18 protein-coding genes are annotated in these 18,917 nt (G+C 73.5%); 7 read left to right on the forward strand and 11 right to left on the reverse strand.

Translation table 11 applies throughout. The annotated features are described in order from the left end of the window. The first annotated feature begins 20 nt into the window (after window positions 1–20). Window positions 21–1,028, forward strand: coding sequence for an ornithine carbamoyltransferase (gene argF / locus ADK41_RS12390; protein ID WP_030824346.1), 1,008 nt, complete (start codon window positions 21–23; stop codon window positions 1,026–1,028). A 15-nt stretch (window positions 1,029–1,043) separates the two neighbouring features. Here the strand turns inward: argF and ADK41_RS12395 are convergent, their stop codons facing one another. Next, window positions 1,044–1,517 carry an ATP-binding protein gene (locus ADK41_RS12395; RefSeq protein WP_051843105.1) on the reverse strand — a complete coding sequence of 158 codons (474 nt, stop codon included), beginning with the start codon at window positions 1,515–1,517 and terminating at the stop codon, window positions 1,044–1,046. A gap of 202 nt (window positions 1,518–1,719) precedes the next feature. Here ADK41_RS12395 and ADK41_RS12400 point away from each other — a divergent pair, with 202 nt between their 5' ends. After that, window positions 1,720–2,547 carry an enoyl-CoA hydratase family protein gene (locus ADK41_RS12400; protein ID WP_030824350.1) on the forward strand — a complete coding sequence of 276 codons (828 nt, stop codon included), beginning with the start codon at window positions 1,720–1,722 and terminating at the stop codon, window positions 2,545–2,547. Window positions 2,548–2,552: 5 nt separating this feature from the next. Beyond that, entirely contained in the window at window positions 2,553–4,997 is a 2,445-nt protein-coding gene (locus ADK41_RS12405) for a bifunctional salicylyl-CoA 5-hydroxylase/oxidoreductase (RefSeq protein ID WP_030824352.1), read from the forward strand. On the opposite strand, the gene ADK41_RS44055 is transcribed toward ADK41_RS12405, so the two are convergent. The 8 genes from ADK41_RS44055 to ADK41_RS12440 all read right to left on the reverse strand — a co-directional run bounded on the left by ADK41_RS44055 (window position 4,922) and on the right by ADK41_RS12440 (window position 12,755). Continuing rightward, window positions 4,922–5,281: an adenylyl-sulfate kinase gene (locus ADK41_RS44055; protein ID WP_078661911.1), complete on the reverse strand. Its 360-nt coding sequence runs from the start codon at window positions 5,279–5,281 to the stop codon at window positions 4,922–4,924. The two genes, ADK41_RS12405 and ADK41_RS44055, sit on opposite strands and share 76 nt — an antisense overlap. Window positions 5,282–5,349: 68 nt before the next feature. After that, window positions 5,350–7,209, reverse strand: a complete 1,860-nt coding sequence (locus ADK41_RS12410) for an ABC transporter ATP-binding protein (RefSeq protein ID WP_234318691.1) — start codon at window positions 7,207–7,209, stop codon at window positions 5,350–5,352. Window positions 7,210–7,217: 8 nt separating this feature from the next. Then, entirely contained in the window at window positions 7,218–7,775 is a 558-nt protein-coding gene (locus tag ADK41_RS12415; RefSeq protein ID WP_030824357.1) for a TlpA family protein disulfide reductase, read from the reverse strand. Beyond that, window positions 7,763–8,269: a S26 family signal peptidase gene (locus tag ADK41_RS12420; protein ID WP_051843106.1), complete on the reverse strand. Its 507-nt coding sequence runs from the start codon at window positions 8,267–8,269 to the stop codon at window positions 7,763–7,765. The genes ADK41_RS12415 and ADK41_RS12420 overlap by 13 nt, the downstream gene beginning before the upstream one ends. Continuing rightward, window positions 8,266–8,829: a MauE/DoxX family redox-associated membrane protein gene (locus ADK41_RS12425; RefSeq protein WP_051843107.1), complete on the reverse strand. Its 564-nt coding sequence runs from the start codon at window positions 8,827–8,829 to the stop codon at window positions 8,266–8,268. The genes ADK41_RS12420 and ADK41_RS12425 overlap by 4 nt, the downstream gene beginning before the upstream one ends. Window positions 8,830–8,930: 101 nt before the next feature. Beyond that, window positions 8,931–9,116, reverse strand: coding sequence for a hypothetical protein (locus ADK41_RS12430; RefSeq protein WP_030824362.1), 186 nt, complete (start codon window positions 9,114–9,116; stop codon window positions 8,931–8,933). 1,171 nt (window positions 9,117–10,287) lie between these two features. Then, a complete protein-coding gene (locus tag ADK41_RS12435; protein ID WP_030824364.1) occupies window positions 10,288–11,109 on the reverse strand; it encodes a PaaX family transcriptional regulator in 822 nt (273 codons plus the stop codon). A gap of 35 nt (window positions 11,110–11,144) precedes the next feature. After that, on the reverse strand, window positions 11,145–12,755 hold the full coding sequence (locus ADK41_RS12440) for an AMP-binding protein (RefSeq protein ID WP_030824366.1): 1,611 nt from the start codon (window positions 12,753–12,755) through the stop codon (window positions 11,145–11,147). Between the two features lie 117 nt (window positions 12,756–12,872). Here ADK41_RS12440 and ADK41_RS12445 point away from each other — a divergent pair, with 117 nt between their 5' ends. Further along, entirely contained in the window at window positions 12,873–14,087 is a 1,215-nt protein-coding gene (locus ADK41_RS12445) for an acyl-CoA dehydrogenase family protein (protein ID WP_030824368.1), read from the forward strand. Continuing rightward, window positions 14,084–14,482 (forward strand): RidA family protein, encoded by a 399-nt coding sequence (locus tag ADK41_RS12450; protein WP_030824370.1) that lies wholly within the window; start codon window positions 14,084–14,086, stop codon window positions 14,480–14,482. The genes ADK41_RS12445 and ADK41_RS12450 overlap by 4 nt, the downstream gene beginning before the upstream one ends. Window positions 14,483–14,495: 13 nt before the next feature. Here ADK41_RS12450 and ADK41_RS12455 read toward each other — a convergent pair whose 3' ends face one another. Then, window positions 14,496–14,726: a DUF5999 family protein gene (locus ADK41_RS12455; protein ID WP_106979428.1), complete on the reverse strand. Its 231-nt coding sequence runs from the start codon at window positions 14,724–14,726 to the stop codon at window positions 14,496–14,498. Between the two features lie 218 nt (window positions 14,727–14,944). Between ADK41_RS12455 and ADK41_RS12460 the strand changes: the two genes are divergently transcribed. Beyond that, window positions 14,945–15,388 (forward strand): DUF6299 family protein, encoded by a 444-nt coding sequence (locus tag ADK41_RS12460; protein ID WP_030824374.1) that lies wholly within the window; start codon window positions 14,945–14,947, stop codon window positions 15,386–15,388. Between the two features lie 14 nt (window positions 15,389–15,402). Here ADK41_RS12460 and ADK41_RS12465 read toward each other — a convergent pair whose 3' ends face one another. Then, window positions 15,403–16,461, reverse strand: a complete 1,059-nt coding sequence (locus ADK41_RS12465; RefSeq protein ID WP_030824377.1) for a PucR family transcriptional regulator — start codon at window positions 16,459–16,461, stop codon at window positions 15,403–15,405. Between the two features lie 391 nt (window positions 16,462–16,852). Here ADK41_RS12465 and ADK41_RS12470 point away from each other — a divergent pair, with 391 nt between their 5' ends. After that, the gene (locus tag ADK41_RS12470; protein ID WP_030824379.1) at window positions 16,853–18,898 is read left to right on the forward strand and encodes a flotillin family protein; all 2,046 of its coding nucleotides are present in this window, start codon (window positions 16,853–16,855) and stop codon (window positions 18,896–18,898) included. Window positions 18,899–18,917 lie beyond the last annotated feature (19 nt).

Genomic DNA, 18,917 nt, shown 5'->3' on the forward strand with positions numbered 1-18,917 from the left:
CCCCATCCCTGGAGCACCCCATGGCGACTGTCCCGACCGCCCTCGCCGGCCGCCACTTCCTGAAGGAGCTGGACTTCACCGCGCAGGAGTTCCTCGGCCTGCTGGAGCTGGCCGCAGAACTGAAGGCCGCCAAGCGGGCCGGGACCGAGCACCGGTACCTGCGGGGCAGGAACATCGCGCTGATCTTCGAGAAGACCTCGACGCGCACGCGCTGCGCGTTCGAGGTGGCGGCCGCCGACCAGGGCGCCTCGACGACGTACCTCGATCCGTCCGGCTCGCAGATCGGCCACAAGGAGTCCGTGAAGGACACCGCGCGGGTGCTGGGCCGGATGTACGACGGGATCGAGTACCGGGGGGACAGCCAGGCCAAGGTGGAGGAGCTCGCGGCGTACGCGGGGGTGCCCGTCTTCAACGGGCTCACCGACGACTGGCACCCCACCCAGATGCTCGCCGACGTGCTCACGATGACCGAGCACAGTGCCAAGCCGCTCACGGACGTCTCCTTCGCCTACCTCGGCGACGCCCGCTTCAACATGGGCAACTCCTACCTCGTGACCGCGGCCCTGCTGGGCATGGACGTCAGGATCGTCGCCCCCAAGGCCTACTGGCCCGTCCAGGAGGTCGTCGACCGGGCGCAGGAGCTGGCCGCGTCGAGCGGGGCGCGCGTCACGCTCACCGAGGACGTCGCCGAGGGCGTCGCGGGCGCCGATTTCGTCGCCACGGACGTCTGGGTCTCCATGGGGGAGCCCAAGGAGGTCTGGGGCGAGCGGATCGAGGCCCTCGCCCCGTACGCGGTGACCATGGACGTCCTGCGCGCCACCGGCAACCCGGACGTCAAGTTCCTGCACTGCCTGCCGGCCTTCCACGACCTCGGCACCAAGGTCGGCCGGGACGTCTTCGAGACCCACGGTCTCACCTCCCTGGAGGTGACCGACGAGGTCTTCGAGTCGGCGCACTCGGTGGTCTTCGACGAGGCGGAGAACCGTATGCACACGATCAAGGCGGTCCTGGTCGCGACCCTCGCCTGAGCCCCCGCGTCCCGCTCAGACCGGGCGCCGTTGGCCCGGCAGCCGGAACCACACCGCCTTGCCGGACTCGGTGGGGCGGTGACCGCAGGACGAGCTCAGCGTGCGGATCAGCAGCAACCCCCGCCCGTGCTCCTGCCAGGGGTCGGGCACGCCGCGGGCCGGGCGGGTGAGGTCGCCGGGCGGCTTCGGGTCGGCGTCGTGCACCTCGACCTGGCAGCCGGTCGGCAGCAGCCGCACCACCAGCTCTATCGGGGCGCCGCCGGAGGTGTGCTCCACGGCGTTGGCCACCAGCTCCGCCGTCAGCAGCTCCGCGGTGTCGCAGTCGGCGGCGTGCTCCCGCTCGGCCAGGGCCGTACGGACCAGCGCACGGGCCACCGGCACCGCCGCGGCGGTGTGCGGCAGCGCTACGCGCCAGGAGGTGGAGGCGGGGGATTCGTACACGGCGGGTCCGTTCGTGGAGCGGGTGCTCCTGCTTTTTCGGCTGCCCATGGTACGGCGCGCCCGGTGCGGCCCCGCGAGGGGGCGGGCCCCGGGGTCCGGCCGGGGCGTCCGGCCCCGGCGACGGGCGGCCCGCCGAGGGCGACGCCCGAACGGCGTATCGCGCACCCGTGACGACAGTCACCGATCAGTGATAAATTCATGAGGCAGAACTCACTGAGCAGCGCAGTGCCCGCCCCAGGAGGCCGCCCTCATGAGTCCCTTCACCGGCTCCGCCGCCCGCACCGCGCGCTGGGAGCACCTGCGCGTCGACCTCGCCGACGGCGTCGCCACCGTCACCCTCGCCCGCCCCGACAAGCTCAACGCGCTCACCTTCGGCGCCTACGCCGACCTGCGCGACCTGCTCGCCGAGCTGTCCCGGGAGCGGGCCGTACGGGCCCTGGTGCTGGCCGGCGAGGGGCGCGGCTTCTGCTCCGGCGGCGACGTCGACGAGATCATCGGCGCCACCCTCGCCATGGACACCGCGCAGCTCCTCGACTTCAACCGGATGACCGGCCAGGTGGTGCGGGCGGTGCGGGAGTGCCCGTTCCCGGTGATCGCCGCGGTGCACGGGGTGGCGGCGGGCGCCGGCGCGGTCCTCGCCCTGGCCGCCGACTTCCGGGTCGCCGACCCCGGCGCCCGCTTCGCCTTCCTCTTCACCCGGGTCGGCCTGTCGGGCGGCGACATGGGCGCGGCGTACCTCCTGCCCCGCGTGGTCGGCCTCGGCCACGCCACCCGGCTGCTGATGCTGGGCGACACGGTGCGGGCGCCGGAGGCCGAACGCATCGGTCTGATCAGCGCACTCGCCGACGAGGGCGGCGCGGACGAGGCCGCCCGGGCCCTGGCACGCCGTCTCGCCGACGGCCCGGCACTCGCATACGCCCGAACCAAGGCCCTCCTCACGGCGGAACTGGACATGCCCCTGTCGGCGGCGGTGGAACTGGACGCCTCGACCCAGGCCCTCCTGATGAACGGCGAGGACTACGCGGAGTTCCACGCCGCCTTCACGGAGAAGCGCCCGCCGAAGTGGCGAGGGAGGTAGGCAGGATGCTCCCGGCCGACGGAACGCTCCACACCCCAGGAGCGCAGGGCTCTTCCGAATCTCCGGCTGCCGCCGCGTGGGCGCGGTCGACCCTCACGGACCCGCGGCCGCCCGACAGGAAAGGCCACCCCCTCCGCGTGGCGGTCATCGGCGGAGGCCCCGGCGGCCTCTACACCGCCGCGCTGCTCAAACGCCTCGACCCCGGCCGCGACATCACCCTCTGGGAACGCAACCCCGCCGACAGGACCTTCGGCTTCGGCGTCGTCCTCTCCGACGAGACCCTGGGAGGGATCGAGCACGCCGACCCGGAGGTCTACGGAGCCCTCCGACGGGCCTTCGTCCACTGGGACGACATCGACATCGTCCACCGGAACACCCGCCACACCTGCCGAGGACACCGTTTCGCCGCCCTCGGCAGGCACCGCCTGCTGGAGATCCTGCACGAGCGCTGCCGCTCGCTCGGGGTCGACCTGCGCTTCGGCGCCGAGGCGCCCGACCCGGCCCGGCTGGCGCGGACGCACGACCTGGTGGTGGCCGCCGACGGAGTGCACAGCGGCACGCGCGAGGCGTTCGCCCACGTGTTCCGGCCCCGGATCACCACGCACCGCTGCCGCTACATCTGGCTGGCCGCCGACTTCGCCTTCGACGCCTTCCGCTTCGAGATCGCCGAGACCGAGCACGGCGTGATGCAGTTGCACGGCTACCCCTACTCCCGCCCGTCGCCCGGCCACCACCCCTCCACGAGGCCCTCCGGGTCGCGGGACCGAGGCGCCTCCACCGTGATCGTCGAGATGCGCGAGGAGGTGTGGCACGCGGCCGGATTCGACGCGATCGACACGGGCGAGTCGGTCGCGCGCTGCGCCAAGATCTTCTCCGACGCGCTCGGCGGACGCCCGCTGAAGTCCGACGACTCGGCGTGGACCACCTTCCGCACGGTCGTCAACGAGCGCTGGTCGCACGGCGCCGTCGTGCTCCTCGGCGACGCCGCCCACACCGCGCACTTCTCCATCGGCTCCGGCACCAAGCTCGCCGTCGAGGACGCGCTGGCGCTCGCCGCGTGCCTGGACGAACAACCGTCGACGGAGGACGCGTTGACCGCGTACGAGGCGGAGCGCCGACCCGTCGTCGCCTCCACCCAGCGGGCCGCCCGCGCCAGCCTGGAGTGGTTCGAGGACCTGTCCCTCCACCTCGCCCAGCCGCCCCGCCGGTTCGCCTTCAACCTGCTCACCCGCAGCCGCCGCGTCACCCACGACAACCTGCGGCTGCGCGACGCCCGCTTCACCCGGTCCGTGGAGCGCGAGTTCGGCTGCCCGCCCGGCACGCCCCCGATGTTCACCCCGTTCCGGATGCGCGGACTGACCCTGCGCAACCGGGTCGTCGTCTCGCCCATGGACATGTACTCGGCGGCCGACGGCGTCCCCGGCGACTTCCACCTCGTGCACCTCGGCGCCCGCGCGCTGGGCGGCGCCGGACTGGTGATGACCGAGATGGTGTGCGTCAGCCCCGAGGGGCGCATCACACCCGGCTGCGCGGGCCTCTACACCGGCCGGCAGGCCGAGGCGTGGCGGCGGATCACCGACTTCGTGCACACGCGGGCGCCCGGCGCCGCGATCGGCGTGCAGCTCGGCCACAGCGGCCGCAAGGGCTCGACCAAGCTGATGTGGGAGGGCATGGACGAGCCGCTCGACGACGGCAACTGGCCCCTCGTCGCCGCCTCGCCCCTGCCGTACAGGCCCGGCGGCCAGGTGCCGCGCGAGCTGTCCCGGGCCCAGCTCACCGACCTGAGGGAGCAGTTCGCGGCCGCCGCCGTGCGGGCCGCGCGGGCCGGTTTCGACCTGCTGGAACTGCACTGCGCCCACGGCTACCTGCTCTCCGGCTTCCTCTCCCCGCTCACCAACCACCGCACCGACGCCTACGGCGGCTCGCCTCAAAAGCGGCTCCGCTTCCCGCTGGAGGTGTTCGACGCGGTGCGCGCGGTGTGGCCCGGCGACCGGCCGATGACCGTGCGGATCTCCGCCACCGACTGGGCGGAGGGCGGCACCACGGCCGAGGACGCGGTCGCGATCGCCCGCGCCTTCGCCGCGCACGGCGCCGACGCGATCGACGTGTCGACCGGGCAGGTCGTGGCCGACGAGACACCGGAGTTCGGGCGCTCGTACCAGACCCCGTTCGCCGACCGGATCCGGCACGAGGCGGGCGTCCCGGTGATCGCGGTCGGCGCGATCTCCTCCTGGGACGACGTCAACTCCCTGATCCTGGCCGGGCGCACGGACCTGTGCGCCCTGGCCCGCCCGCACCTCTACGACCCCCACTGGACGCTCCACGCGGCGGCCGAGCAGGGCTACGAGGGCCCGGGCGCGGTCTGGCCGGCGCCCTACCTGGCGGGCAGCAGACGGCCCCGGACCGGCCGCACGGACGCCCCCGGGCCCCGTCTCGGCCTCGGAGGCTGACCCCGGACGCCGCGAGGCCCGGCCGCCGGGCCGTCCCGTGCCCCGCCGGCACCGCGTGGACCGCGCCGGCCGGCTCCCACGGGGGTCTGCGACTCCGTGCGCGGGGCCGGGGCCGGACCGGCGGGCGGCTCGTACGGGTCGTCGACGCCGGTGAGCCCGGTCAGCCGGCCGACGGCGCGACGGGCGCACAGGCCCTTGACGTCCCGTGCGGCGCAGATCTCCGGCGGGTGGCGACGTACACCACGACAAGGGACACGCCCCCGTGACGGACCCTGTCCTCCGATGTCCCGCCGTGGCCCCGGCGCGGCGAGCGGGGGGACTCCGCACCCTGGCCCGACGCGGTCGCGGGCGGCTACACCTCCTCCTGGTAGCCGCTCGCCTGCAAGGTGAACAGCTGGGCGTACGTTCCTCCGTCCAGGAGCAGTGTGCCGTGGGTGCCCTCCTCGGTGATCCGGCCGTCGGCCAGGACCACGATCCGGTCGGCGTCGCGGACCGCACCGAGACGGTGGGAGATCAACAGACTGGTGCGGTGGGCCCGATGGCGACGCAGGCGCAGGTGGACGTCGTGTTCGGCCTCTGCGTCCAGGCCAGAGCTCGGCTCGTCGAGGATGAGCAGGTCGGGCTCGTCGCGGACGAACGCCCGTGCCAGCGCGAGGCGCTGCCATTGGCCCCCGGACAGTGCCGTACCCGTTTCGTCGTCGTGCTGGGCTTCCTGGGCGTACATCCGGCTCAGCATGGTGTCGTAGCCGTGAGGGAGCCGGGACAGCATCTCGTGAACTCCGGCCCTGCTCGCCGCTTCCCGGATCTTGCGTGGCTCCGCGAGCGTCTCGACGTCTCCGATGGCGATGTTCTCGGCGGCCGTGAGGTCGTAGGGAACATAGTCCTGGAACACGGCGCCGAGACGCCGGCGCAGCTGCGGCACCGGGACCTGGCGGATGTCCACGCCATCCCAGAGCACCGCGCCACGCGTCGGGTCGTAGAAGCGACAGAGGAGTTTGACGAGGGTGCTCTTGCCCGCACCGTTCTGGCCGACGAGAGCGACGGCCTCACCGTATGGGAGGAAGAGGTTCACTCCGCGCAGGATCCAGGGCTGGTCCTCGGCGTAGCGGAACCAGACGTCGCGGAACTCGACTCCCTCGCGCAGGGCGGGCAGGTGTTCCTGCGCGCGCAGCGGGTGGGGCGGGCCTTCGAGGTCCGGGCCCGCCCGTACGACCGCGAGGTAGTGGCCCATCATCAGCAGTTGCTGGTGGCCGTCGGCGAGCGACCGGATGAGGCCGGACAGGGCGCCCTGCACGCCGACGACGGCGGCCACGAACATGGACACCTCACCGACCGTCAGCTCACCGCGCTGGGCCGCGAGTGCCGCCCAGACCAGACCCGTGCTGGCGACGAGCGCGCTGATCAGGGCGAGCAGACTCTGGGTGAGGAATTCGCGGCGGTCCGTCCGGTGGGTCTCGGCGTCGGCGGTCCGGCGTTCCGCGAGCATCCGCTCCTTGAGGAACCCGCTCGCCCCGAACAGGCGGATCTCCTTGGCCGCGTCCAGGCCGGAGAGCAGCATCTGGTAAAAGAACTCACGCCGTTGGGCCGCACTGACACGCCATTCCGTGCGCGCCCGGCGGCGGGAGAGCTTCAGCTCGGCAACCAGGGCCGGTATGGCGCTCGCCGTGACCAGCACGGTCATGGTCGCGTCCACCGCGTACAACGCGGTCAGGAAGCCGATGGTGGTCAGCGCGGCACCGCCGGCCCGCAGGCCGCCGTCCACCAGGCGCCCGACCGATTGCCCGGCCGCTCCGCGCGCCATGCGCAGCCGGTCCTGGAAAGCGGGGTTCTCGAACCGTGCCAGACCGTGGAACGAGTTCACCGCGCTGTACAGCCGGTCCACCGCGTGCAGGCTCACCGCACGATTGAACCGCGCGCCCAGAAACTGACTCAGCAGCGGCAGCAGCGCCGCCACCAGCCCCGTGGCGGCCAGCCCCGTGGCCAGGGCGAACAGTTCCGCCCCCGCGACACCGGTGAGGCGGTCGAGGACGAGCCTGGTCAGCCAGGCCGTCACCACGGGAACCGCCGCCAGCCCCACCGTGAGGGCGACGAGCGCCGCCAGGTCCCAGGGCGCCGCCCGCCGGGCCAGGACAACGGTGCTGCGCGCGGCGTCGGCCGCGGCCCTGACGGTGAGCCCGTCCTGCGCCTCGCCCACATCACTCACACGGCTCACACGCCTACTCATGCGCCGGCGCCCGCCCGGTCCCGCTCACGGGCCGACCAGCGCGGCAGGATGCGCCCCGTGCCCGCGACCCGGCCGTCCGCCCCCATCTCGGCGTACGCGGGCAGACCCTGGAGGGCGAACGCCGTGGTGAGGTCGCCACCCATGTCGGCGACCGCCACGCGAGCCACCGGGGCGAGGCGTTCCACGTACGGTTCGGGGTCGCCCGGCGTGTCCCCGTCCCGGATGACGACGGCCAGCACCTGGTCTCGGCCGTACTCGCGAGCCCGCTCCACCACATGAGGCAAGGTCTCCTCACAAGCGGGGCAGTCCGGTGACACGAAGACGACCATGAGCCCGTCGGGCAGGCTCTCGTGGGTGAGGGGCCGCCCGTCGACGTCCACGGCGGAGAAGGCACCCACCGGTGCACCGGCGGCGAGTCCCGAGGCCCGGTCCCATTCCTCGCCCGCCGGTGGGGCGGGACGCTCCCGGAGCCTGCGGACGAGTCCGAACGTCAAGGCCAGGTTGAAGACGCCCAGGAGCGCGAGCAGGAGCACGGCGGCAGTCAGGTACGGCATGACGAAGTGTCCTTCCGACGGGTTGTGTTCTGGGAGCGAGCCGGGTCGCCGTGCGCCAGGCACCGGACGACGACGCCGACGATCTGGTTCTCGCGGAAGTAGCCGCAGAACCGCGAGTCCAGGCTTTCGTCGGGGTTGTCGCCCAGCAGGACCACCCGGCCGGGCGGTACCGGGGCGCCGGGCTCCTCCGGCACGTCGAGGACGACGTGCCCCGGCACCGGGTCGCCTGGTACGGCCACCGCGCGTTTGATCAGCCAGGTCGGCAGCGTCATGGCGTCCCAGCGTCCGCCGGCCGGAGGGCGCGACACCACCAGGTCGCCCGCGCGGACCCGGGCGAGCGCGGAACGGCGGACCAGCACCCGGTCCCCGGCAGCGAGGGTGGGGAGCATGCTGACGCCGGCGACGGTGACCACGACGTACCGCTGCCGGGCCAGTACCAGACCGCCGCCGACCGTCAGTGTGACGAGCACGGCGCCCACCACGGGGAGGTTCATCCGCGGGCCCTCCCCGTGCTCTTCGCGTCCGACCGGCCGAGGAGGTACGCCAGTTCGTCCAGGGCGACGGTGATGAGAGCGAGGAACGCCCCCGCGCCGGCCGTGAACAGAAATACGGCGGGTCGCGACGTGGCGGTGGCGCCGTCCGCTGTCATGAGCTGAGCCACCAGACCGGCCGAGGCCACGCACAGGAGAACCGCGTTGCGCAGCACATGCCGGAGAGCGACGGGCCGTCCGCCTCCGCCGAAGCAGTGGCAGGCCACAGTCTCGTCCCTGCGCAGCGCCCCGACCAGCACGGCCGTGAACGCCGCCAGCAGTACGGCGGCCAGGGCGAAACCGGCGGTCACGGTCGAGGGCACCGCGAGAGCGCCGACCACTACCGCCTCGGCACCGACGACGAGCACGGCGACGGGCCCGGTCCGGCCGCGCAGGGCGGGGGCCAGCCGCGCCATCGCGGTCCTGAAGCCGGTGAAGGCGGCGGCGCCGCGCATCTTGCCGACGACTGAGCAGAAGAAGACCAGGCCGAGGAAGATCCGGCCGGTGTCGATCAGATGGTTCACCGGGCTGAGTCCTTCGGTTGACCGGAGCGAGGTGGGGCAGGGGGGGTACGGGTCCGGGGGCCCGGAGGGGCGGCCGGACCCGTACCTGCGGAGTCAGGAGCTCAGCAGCCGCACCACTTCTTGTAGTCCCGGTCGTTGCACGGGTCGTACGCCCAGTACGCCTTCTTCTGCGCACACCCGCTGTAGGGGATGCACTCGTACTGCCAGCACGACACGGCCGAGGCTGCCGCCCTGGGGGCCACCTTCTCCAGCAGACGGTCCGAAACCGCCTGAATGACGACACGCATGATCTGTTCCTCCTTCTAGGGTGGGTGAGACGGGGGACGCGCCCCCCGGGAGTGCCCCGGAGCGCCTGGCTCCCGTGGACGGTAACGAGATTGCGCAGCGGCACCCGTCCGGCACAAGCACCTTCGCCCGTCCCGGACGCACCGCCGCTGTCCGGCCTGGTCAGAGGACTGTCCGCGCCGTGTCCGGTGTCGTCCGGCGTTGTCCGGACCGGCGGGAGCAGCCGGCGAGAGGGCGCAGGTGCGTGCGGGAAGCGTCACGCATGACTGGAGATGTCCCATCCCTTCCGCTGGTTGACCGGATTCGCGTTTGTGGCACCGGGCCGGACCGAAGAGCATGCGGGTGTGGACACGGACGGGGTGGGGGAGTTCGATCTGCGGGGCGCGGGTGACGCCGCGGCCCTCGTCGGTCTGCTGCGCGAGTTGAAGCAGAGGTCCGGTCTCACCCTGCGCGAGTTGGAGGAACGCGCCCGCGCGCGGGGGAGTCGCCGGCCCGCAGCGCGGTTAGTGACATGCTCCGGGGCACACGTCTGCCGCCCCCGAAACCCTGGCAGCGTCCGTCCGGGCCTGCGGTGCACCCGGAACGGACGTCGACGCCTGGCTGGAGGCCAGGCGTCGGGCCGAGGAAGGGGTGAGTGCACGGTCCTCCGAGCCCACCCCCGATCCGCACTCCGACGACGTTGCCGGGGCGCGGCGCCGGACCCGCTCATGGATGACGGCCCTGCGGCTCGGCGGGTTGCGACGGCCGCCCCCGTTGTGGGTTCTGGCCGGGGAAGTCACGACGAGCCTGGCCGCCGTCACCATATGGACGCTCTCGGCAGCCCTCGGATCTGCTCTCCCCTCCTCACCGACCGCCCCTCCCGACACGAACGCGGCGGCCCGGGACTCCCCGCGGGGCTTCGCGGAGATCCGCCCGCACCCCCAGCCGTGTCTCACCGAGGGACGCGACCTCCGGGGCGAATGCCAGAACGCCGTCACGGCACAACTCCCCTGTGAAGGAGGCCAGACCACCGCACACGTACCTCAGGCCCGTCGCCCCCGGCGCGGCGAGGACGTCCTTCTTCATCGTGTGGCAGCGTCCGCGGCACAGGAGGGGCTGTCTGACCCTGCGTCGTGAGGGGCCCGGCAAGGACCTGGAACCGTGGCCGTGGAAGAGTGGCGACACCACTCGTACCTACAGGCCGACGAACCCCGCCCCCGCGTCCCGCAGCCGCTCGTGCAGGGAGCGGAAGACGGCCGCCGAGCGGGTGCCCGGCCAGTTCGCGGGGAGCAGGGCGGCGGGCAGGCCGGGGTCGGCGTAGGGGAGGTGGCGCCAGGAGTCCAGGGCGAGGAGGTAGTCGCGGTAGGCGTCCTCGGGCGGGGTGTCCGCGCGCCGCTCCCAGGCGCGCAGCACCCGTGCGTGCCGGTCCAGGAACGCCTCGTGCTGCTCGGCGATCCGGGCCAGGTCCCACCAGCGGGCGACCGCCTCGGCGGTGGGCGCGAAGCCCAGGTGCTCGCCGCGGAAGAAGTCGACGTAGGCGTCCAGGCGCAGACGCTCCAGGGTGTGCCTGGTCTCCTCGTACAGCCGCGCGGGGGCGATCCACACGCCGGGGGCCGCTGTGCCGAAGCCGAGGCCGGACAGCCGGGAGCGCAGGACGTGCCGTTTCTGCCGTTGGGACTCCGGGACGGAGAACACGGCGAGCACCCAGCCCTCGTCCGCGGGGGAATCGGCGGCGTACACCCGCCGGTCGCCGTCGTCGAGCAACTGGCGTGCCTCGGGCGACATTTCGTATCCGGCCGCGCCCTGTTCGGTACGCGCGGGGACGAGCAGGCCGCGCCGCTTGAGCCGGGACACCGAGGAGCGGACGGACGGGGCGTCCACGCCGACCGCGGCCAGCAGCCGGATCAGCTCGGCGACGGGCACCGGGCCCGGCACGCGGCGGCCGTACGCGCCGTAGAGCGTGACGATGAGGGATCTCGGAGCGTGGGGGACTTGCTGGTCGGACACGTTGATCATCTTAAGTCGTATACGGACGGCGGGATTCCCCGGCGTCACGCACGGTCGTCCCCGCTCCCGGTGGGGGCGCGCAGCCGGAACCGCTGGAGCTTGCCGGTGGCCGTGCGGGGCAGGGCGTCCAGGAACACGATCTCCCGCGGGCACTTGTACGGCGCGAGCTCGGACCTCACGAAGGCGCGCAGCGCCTCGGCGTCGCGTTCCGCGCTCTCCTTCAGGACCGCGTACGCCACCACCACCTGGCCGCGCGCCTCGTCCGGCCGGCCCACCACCGCCGCCTCGACGACGTCCGGGTGGCGCAGCAGGGCGTCCTCGACCTCGGGGCCCGCGATGTTGTACCCGGCCGAGATGATCATGTCGTCGGCGCGGGCGACGTACCGGAAGTAGCCGTCGGGGTCGCGGACGTAGGTGTCGCCGGTGATGTTCCAGCCGTCGCGCACGTACTCCCGCTGGCGCGGGTCGGCGAGGTAGCGGCAGCCGACGGGGCCGCGCACCGCGAGCAGCCCCGGCGCCCCGTCGGGCACGGGCGTGCCGTCGGCGTCCTGCACCCGCGCCTGCCAGCCGGGGACCGGAACTCCCGTCGTCCCGGGGCGGATCGCCTCGTCGGCGGCGGAGACGAAGATGTGCAGCAGTTCGGTGGCGCCGATGCCGTTGATGATCCGCAGCCCGGTGCGCTCGTGCCAGGCCCGCCAGGTGGCGGCGGGCAGGTTCTCGCCGGCCGAGACGCAGCGGCGCAGCGACGCGAGGTCGTGGCCGTCGAGCGCGGCGAGCATCGCGCGGTAGGCGGTGGGCGCGGTGAACAGCACCGACACCCCGTGCGCGGCGATCGCGGGCAACAGCTGGTCGGGGTGAGCCTGTTCGAGGAGCAGCGCGCTCGCCCCGGCCCGCAGCGGGAACACCACCAGGCCGCCGAGCCCGAAGGTGAAGCCCAGCGGAGGGCTGCCGGCGAACACGTCGTCCGGGAGCGGCTTCAGCACGTGCCGGGAGAAGGTGTCCGCGATCGCCAGCACGTCCCGGTGGAAGTGCATGCAGCCCTTGGGGCGCCCGGTGGTGCCGGAGGTGAAGGCGATCAGCGCCACGTCGTCGGCCGCGGTCGGCACGGCCTCGTACGGCGTGGTGGGCGCCGGGCGGTTCAGCAGGTCGCCGGGGGAGTCGCCGCCGTAGACGGTGAGGGAGAGGCCCGGCACGCCGGCCCTGGCGAGGTCGTCGACGGACCGGACGTCGCACAGGGCGTGGCGGACCTCGGCGATCTCACAGACGGTGCTCAGCTCGTGCGGGCGCTGCTGGGCCGGCACGGTGACGGCGATCGCGCCCGCCTTCAGCACCGCCAGCCAGCAGGCGGCCAGCCACGGGGTGGTGGGGCCGCGCAGCAGCACCCGGTTGCCGGGGACGATCCCGAGGTCGCCGGTGAGGAGGTGTGCGAGCCGGTCCACGCGGGCGCGCAGCTCGCCGTACGTCCAGGCCGCGCCGCCGGGGGTGCGGAACGCCGGGCGGCCGTCGGGCGGGCCGTGCAGCAGTTCGGCGGCGCAGTTCAGCCGGGCGGGGTAGCGCAGCTCCGGCAGGTCGAAGCGGAGCTCGGGCCACTGGTCGGGTGGCGGGAGGCGGTCGCGGGCGAAGGTGTCGACGTGCGCGGTGACCCGTGGATCCATGGCGGTTCGCCCCCTTGGCGTGGTGGGCTCGCATCCGGAGCGTATCGCGTTGGTGACGGCAGTCAACGGTCCGCGATAACCTCGGGAGTGGACCGGTGGCGAGGGAAGGGACCGGCGATGACCGCATTCTCGCTCGAACCGGCGCGACTCGCCTGGTGCGCCGAGCTGCGCGCACTGGCCGCGGACCGGCTGCGGCCCCTGGCCGAGAAGGGCGAGCCCGGCCGGGTCGACCGCGCCCTGGTCGCCGAACTGGGCGCCCTCGGCCTGTTGTCCCGCCTGTTCGCCTCGGGCGCGCTCGACCTGTGCCTGATGCGGGAGTCCCTGGCCCACGCCTGCACCGAGGCGGAGACCGCCCTGGCCCTCCAGGGCCTGGGCGCCCACCCGGTGCACGCCCACGGAACGGCCGCCCAGCGCGCCCGCTGGCTGCCCGGGGTGAGCGAGGGCAGCGTCGTCGCGGCCTTCGCGCTCAGCGAGCCGGGCGCGGGCTCGGACGCGGCGGCACTGTCGCTGACGGCGGAGCCGGCCGGCCGGCCGGGCCCGGCGGGGACGCCCGGGCGGGACGCGGCCCCGGTCGCCGACCCGGCGCCGGAGTCCCTGGCCGCGCGAGGCGACGGCCGCTCCGGCTGGCGGCTCACCGGGGAGAAGCGCTGGATCTCCAACGCCCCCGACGCCGACTTCTACACCGTCTTCGCCCGCACCACCCCCGGCGCCGGAGCGCGCGGCGTGACCGCCTTCCTGGTGCCCGCCGACCGCCCCGGCCTCACCGGCAGCCGCCTCGACATGCTCTCCCCGCACCCCGTCGGCGCCCTCGCCTTCGACGCCGTACCGGTGACCGCCGCCGACGTGCTCGGCGAGGTCGACCGGGGCTTCCGGGTCGCCATGGAGACCCTCAACCTGTTCCGCCCCAGCGTCGGCGCCTTCGCGGTCGGCATGGCGCAGGCCGCCCTGGACGCGACCCTCGCCCACACCGCCCGGCGGGACGCCTTCGGCGGCAAGCTGAAGGACCTCCAGTCCGTCGCCCACCAGGTCGCCGAGATGGCGCTGCGCACGGAGTCGGCCCGGCTCATGGTGTACGCGGCGGCGACGGCGTACGACGAGGGCGCCGCCGACGTCCCCCGGCGCTCCGCGATGGCGAAACTGCTGGCCACCGAGACCGCGCAGTACGTCGTCGACAGGGCCGTCCAGCTGCACGGCGCCCGCGCCCTGCAACGCGGGCACCTGCTCGAACACCTCTACCGCGAGGTCCGCGCCCCCCGCGTCTACGAGGGGGCGAGCGAGGTCCAACGGGGCATCATCGCCAAGGAGCTGTACGGGAACCTGGAGGACCGGTGACCGCCGAGCGCGTCAACCCGCCCGCGCTCTCCCCGCCGGCCGGCTTCTCGCACGCCGTCGTCGCCACCGGCTCCCGGCTGGTGTTCCTGGCCGGCCAGACCGCCCTCGACGCCGACGGCGAGGTGGTCGGCGACACCCTGCCCGACCAGTTCGCGCGGGCCCTCGCCAACCTCCTCACCGCCCTGCACGCGGCCGGCGGCGTCCCCGCCGACCTGGCCCGCGTCACCGTCTACGCCACCGACGTGGCCGCGTACCGCGCCCACGCCCGCGAACTCGGCCGCGTCTGGCGGGAACTGGCCGGCCGCGACTACCCGGCGATGGCGGTCGTCGGGGTGGTCCGGCTGTGGGACGAACGGGCCCTGGTCGAACTCGACGGCTTCGCCCTGCTGCCCTGAGCGGCGGACCGGTTCAGGCGGCGACCGCGAGCCGGTCGGCGGGGGCCGCGAACCGGTCTGCGGGAGCCCGGTGCGGGGCGATCACCCGGCCGTCGGGGAGCGGTTCGCCGGTGTCGTCGAAGACGATCGCACCGTCGCACGGCAGGCTCCGGCCCCGCTCGGGGTGGGCGGCCACCACATGTGCGGCGGCGTCGTCGGCACGGGGGCAGGAGGACCGGTGGGCGCACAGGGCGCACCTCCACATGGGTGGAACGATCCGAAGGGGCCGTATGCGCCGACCGCGCCCGGGCCGCGCCCGCGGCGGAACCGCCCGCCGGGAAACGTGACAGCCCCCGGACGGTCCCGGGGCGGTTCCCCGGCGGCCGGGCCGACTCGCCACCGAAGGGGTGACGATGACCGCTCCCGGGCCCCGTGCCGGGTACAGGTGGAACCACTCATTCCACCCATTCCGGGAGGTTCCCCATGTCCGTACGCCCCGTCCTCGGCGTCGCGGCCGGTTCCGCGCTGCTGCTGCTCGGTTTCGCCGCGGCGGCCCCCGCGCCGGCGTCGGCCGCCCCCTCCGCGCCCGCGGAGTACGTGACGGTGGACAAGGAGGGCCGGATGGCCGACGGCTCCGTCACCCTCTCCGGTACCTACCGCTGCCTCGACGGCGACGGACCGGTCCTCGTCAGCTCCTCGGTCAGCCGGCCCTCGTCCGACGTCCACTACTCCGTCGGCGGCGCCCAGGCGGTGTGCGACGGGAAGGAGCACCGCTGGGAGAACAGCGGAACCGTGCCCGCCGGCGCCCTCGAGGCGGGCCGGGCCCACGTCGAGGCCACCCTCTTCGAGCTGCGCCCCGACGGCCTCCTCCTGGTGCCCGTCTTCCACGCCGTCGGGAACCGGGACATCACCCTGGTCCAGGGCTGACCCGGGAGCCCCGCTCACGACTCGCCGGCGGGCCAGTCCAGCAGGCGTGCGCCGATCACCGCCGTCTGAAGCACGTAACGGTGGGCGGGGTCCGACGGGTTGGCGCCGGTGAGCTTGTGGATGCGCTCCAGGCGGTACGTCAGCGCGCGCACGCTCAGCGAGAGCCGCCGGGCCGCCTCCGCGGCGACACAGCCGGAGTCGAAGTACGCGGTGAGCGTGTCCAGGAGGGGCACGGCGCCGCCGCGGGCCGTGGTCAGCGGCCCCAGGGTGTTGTGCACCAGGTCGGCCATGGCCTGGCGGTCGCGCGCCAGCACGGGATAGACGAGCAGGTCGGAGGCGTGCAGCACCGGATCGTCGAGCCCCAGCCGCTCGGCTATCTCCAGTGAGCTGAGGGCCTCCTCGTAGGACTGGACGACACCGCCGGGACCCGACTGCGGACGGCCGACGGCGACCTGGCCGCCGTCGGTGGCGGCGTGCGCCTGCTTGGCGAAGTACGTGAGCACCTCCCGCTGGTGCCCGGGCGCGATGCACAGCAGCCGTCCGTCCTTGGTGGTGAGCAGGATGCTGCGGTCACCGAACCGGGAGATCAGGGCGCGCTCCACCTGCCGCGGCACCGGGTCGCCCTCGTCGTAGGCGGCCACGCCCCGGGCGACGGCGACCGCGTGCTCGTGGGACAGCCGCAGCCCGAAGCGCTCGGCGCGTTCCGCCAGCCGCCCCAGGTCGCTGCGGCCGTAGAGCAGGTCGTCGATGAACTCCCGCCGTGCCGCCTCCTCCTGACGCACCGCCAGCCGCTGCGCCCGCTCGTACCCCTCGGCGAACGCGTCCACGACCTGCTGTACGGCCGCGAGCGCCTCGTCGGCCGAGTCCGCCCCGCGCGGCCACGTCCCGCGGGCGCCGGAGAGGTGCGCGCTGACCAGGGACCGCAGGCCGAAGCCCGCCTCCGCGGCCCGTTCCCCCAGGGCCCGCCGGGAGGCGATCTCGTCCCGGTTGAGGCGCCTGCCCGTGGCCGCGACCTCGGCCAGAAGGTGGGCGTAGCCCTCCAGATACTGCTCCGGAATCTCCCGTTCGGTCACGTCTTCCCCCCGATTCTTGACGCTTCCCTAACGCGTCGGTTGTGTCGCACCGGCATCAAGACCTTAATGAATGTTGCCGGATTCCGGCAATGCGCGAGCGCGTCGCGAGCGGGCAGCATGGTCCGCGGGGAGCACCGCGGATGGTTCCGGTGCCGGGCACCGGCAGGCGCCCGGCACCGGAACCCGGAGGGGAGCGGTGTCACCCCCCTTGACGTGAACGGCGAACGGTGGGCAGGGGGCGCGCCGGTGCGGACGGACACCGTCCGCACCGGCGCAGAACCGCAGCGCCGCCTGTGCCGTCTCCTCCTCCGCCGGACCTTCGTCCGCCTCGCCAACGAGGCGCCGCTCCAACCGACTTACGCCCGCATTCCAGACCAGGAGGACGTGTCCCATGGATGCCGCCACCGTGGGCATCGCCGTACTCGTCGGCGTCGCCCTGCTGTTCGTACTCATCGGCCTGCTCGTCGTCTCGAAACTGTTCCGCAAGGTGGAGCAGGGCAAGGCGCTGATCGTCTCCAAGGTACGCAGGGTCGACGTGACCTTCACCGGGTCGGTCGTGCTGCCGGTGCTGCACAAGGCCGAGGTGATGGACATCTCGGTGAAGACCATCGAGATCACCCGGGCCGGCAAGGAGGGCCTGATCTGCCGGGACAACATCCGGGCGGACATCCGCATCACCTTCTTCGTCAAGGTCAACAAGACCGTCGAGGACGTCATCAAGGTCGCCCAGGCCGTCGGCACCGCGCGGGCCAGCGACCGCAACACGCTCCAGGAGCTGTTCCACGCCAAGTTCTCCGAGGCGCTGAAGACCGTCGGCAAGCAGATGGACTTCACCGACCTCTACACCAAGCGCGAGGAGCTGCGGTACCGCATCATCGAGGTCATCGGGGTCGACCTCAGCGGCTACCACCTCGAGGACGCCGCGATCGACTACCTGGAGCAGACGCCGCTGACCCAGCTCGACCCGGGCAACGTCCTCGACGCGCAGGGCATCCGCAAGATCACCGAGCTGACGGCCGTGGAGCACGTCCGCACCAACGAGGCCCAGCGCAACGAGCAGAAGGAGATCACCCGGCAGGACGTCGACGCGCGCGAGGCGATCCTGGAGCTGGAGCGCCGGCAGGCGGACGCCGAGATCAAGCAGCGGCGCGAGATCGAGACCGTACGGGCCCGCGAGGAGGCCGAGACCGCGCGGGTGGTGGAGGAGGAGCGGCTGCGCGCGCAGAGCGCCTTCCTGCGCACCGAGGAGCAGCTCGGCGTGCAGCGCGAGAACCAGGCCCGCGAGGTCGCCGTCGCCGCCAAGAACCGCGAGCGGGTCATCGCCGTGGAGAGCGAGCGCATCGAGAAGGACCGCCTGCTCGAGGTCATCGCCCGCGAGCGGGAGACCCAGCTGACCAGGATCGCCGCCGACAAGGAGGTCGAGGCGGAGAAGCGGGAGATCGCCGAGGTCGTCCGGGAACGGGTCGCGGTGGACCGCACGGTCGCCGAGCAGGAGGAGTCGATCCTGAGGCTGCGGGCCGTCGAGGAGGCCGAGCGCCGGCGCCAGGCCGTGATCATCGCCGCGGAGGCCGAGGCGCAGGAGCAGCTGGTCAAGGACATCAAGGCCGCCGAGGCCGCCGAGCAGGCCGCCACGCACCGCGCCGCCGAGGAACTCACCCTCGCCGAGGCCCGGTTGAAGACCGCCGACCTCGACGCACGGGCCAAGCTGCGGCTGGCCGAGGGCGTCCAGGCGGAGTCCGCGGCCGAGGGACTGGCCGCCGTCCAGGTCCGCGACAAGGAGGCCGAGGTCATCGAGAAGGCGGGCCGCGCCGAGGCCGAGGCCACCCAGGCCCGGCTGCGCGCGGAGGCCGAGGGGGCGCGGGCCAAGGCCCTCGCCGACGCGGAGGCCATCGGCGGCAAACTCCGCGCGGAGGCGGCCGGCCTCACCGAGAAGGCGGCGGCGATGGCCGCCCTCGACGAGGCGTCCCGCGGCCACGAGGAGTACCGGCTGCGGCTGGAGGCGGAGAAGGACATCCGGCTCGCCGGACTGGAGGTGCAGCGGCAGGTCGCCGAGGCGCAGGCCACGGTCCTCGCCACCGGACTGGAGAACGCGGACATCAACATCGTCGGCGGGGAGTCGGTGTTCCTCGACCGTCTCGTCTCCTCGATCGCGCTCGGCAAGAGCGTGGACGGCTTCGTCCAGCACTCCGAGACCGCGCAGGCCCTCGCCGGTCCCTGGCTGGACGGCTCCGCGAGCTTCACCGACGACCTGAGCCGCGTCCTGAGCTCCGTCTCCACCGCCGACGTGCAGAACCTCACGGTCTCCGCGCTGCTGATGCGCCTGATGCAGCAGGGCGGTGAGAACACCGGACGGTTCGAGGAGCTGATCGAGAAAGCCGGTGAGCTGGGCCTCTCGGACACACCGCTGGCCGTGCCGAACGGCCGCGCCAGGGCCTGACCACCCTCCGGTCGGGAGC

This window comes from Streptomyces caelestis, from assembly GCF_001279005.1.
GTDB lineage: Bacteria > Actinomycetota > Actinomycetes > Streptomycetales > Streptomycetaceae > Streptomyces > Streptomyces heliomycini.

Excerpts from the sequence above, each read along its gene's own strand:
- ADK41_RS12470 (WP_030824379.1), top strand. The coding sequence starts at position 16,853 with ATGGATGCCGCCACCGTGGGCATCGCCGTACTCGTCGGCGTCGCCCTG.
- ADK41_RS12435 (WP_030824364.1), bottom strand. The coding sequence starts at position 11,109 with ATGATCAACGTGTCCGACCAGCAAGTCCCCCACGCTCCGAGATCCCTC.
- ADK41_RS12400 (WP_030824350.1), top strand. The coding sequence starts at position 1,720 with ATGAGTCCCTTCACCGGCTCCGCCGCCCGCACCGCGCGCTGGGAGCAC.
- ADK41_RS12430 (WP_030824362.1), bottom strand. The coding sequence starts at position 9,116 with ATGCGTGTCGTCATTCAGGCGGTTTCGGACCGTCTGCTGGAGAAGGTG.
- ADK41_RS12455 (WP_106979428.1), bottom strand. The coding sequence starts at position 14,726 with ATGTGGAGGTGCGCCCTGTGCGCCCACCGGTCCTCCTGCCCCCGTGCC.
- argF (WP_030824346.1), top strand. The coding sequence starts at position 21 with ATGGCGACTGTCCCGACCGCCCTCGCCGGCCGCCACTTCCTGAAGGAG.
- ADK41_RS12445 (WP_030824368.1), top strand. The coding sequence starts at position 12,873 with ATGACCGCATTCTCGCTCGAACCGGCGCGACTCGCCTGGTGCGCCGAG.
- ADK41_RS12415 (WP_030824357.1), bottom strand. The coding sequence starts at position 7,775 with ATGCCGTACCTGACTGCCGCCGTGCTCCTGCTCGCGCTCCTGGGCGTC.
- ADK41_RS12395 (WP_051843105.1), bottom strand. The coding sequence starts at position 1,517 with ATGGGCAGCCGAAAAAGCAGGAGCACCCGCTCCACGAACGGACCCGCC.
- ADK41_RS12405 (WP_030824352.1), top strand. The coding sequence starts at position 2,553 with ATGCTCCCGGCCGACGGAACGCTCCACACCCCAGGAGCGCAGGGCTCT.
- ADK41_RS12460 (WP_030824374.1), top strand. The coding sequence starts at position 14,945 with ATGTCCGTACGCCCCGTCCTCGGCGTCGCGGCCGGTTCCGCGCTGCTG.
- ADK41_RS12420 (WP_051843106.1), bottom strand. The coding sequence starts at position 8,269 with ATGAACCTCCCCGTGGTGGGCGCCGTGCTCGTCACACTGACGGTCGGC.
- ADK41_RS12440 (WP_030824366.1), bottom strand. The coding sequence starts at position 12,755 with ATGGATCCACGGGTCACCGCGCACGTCGACACCTTCGCCCGCGACCGC.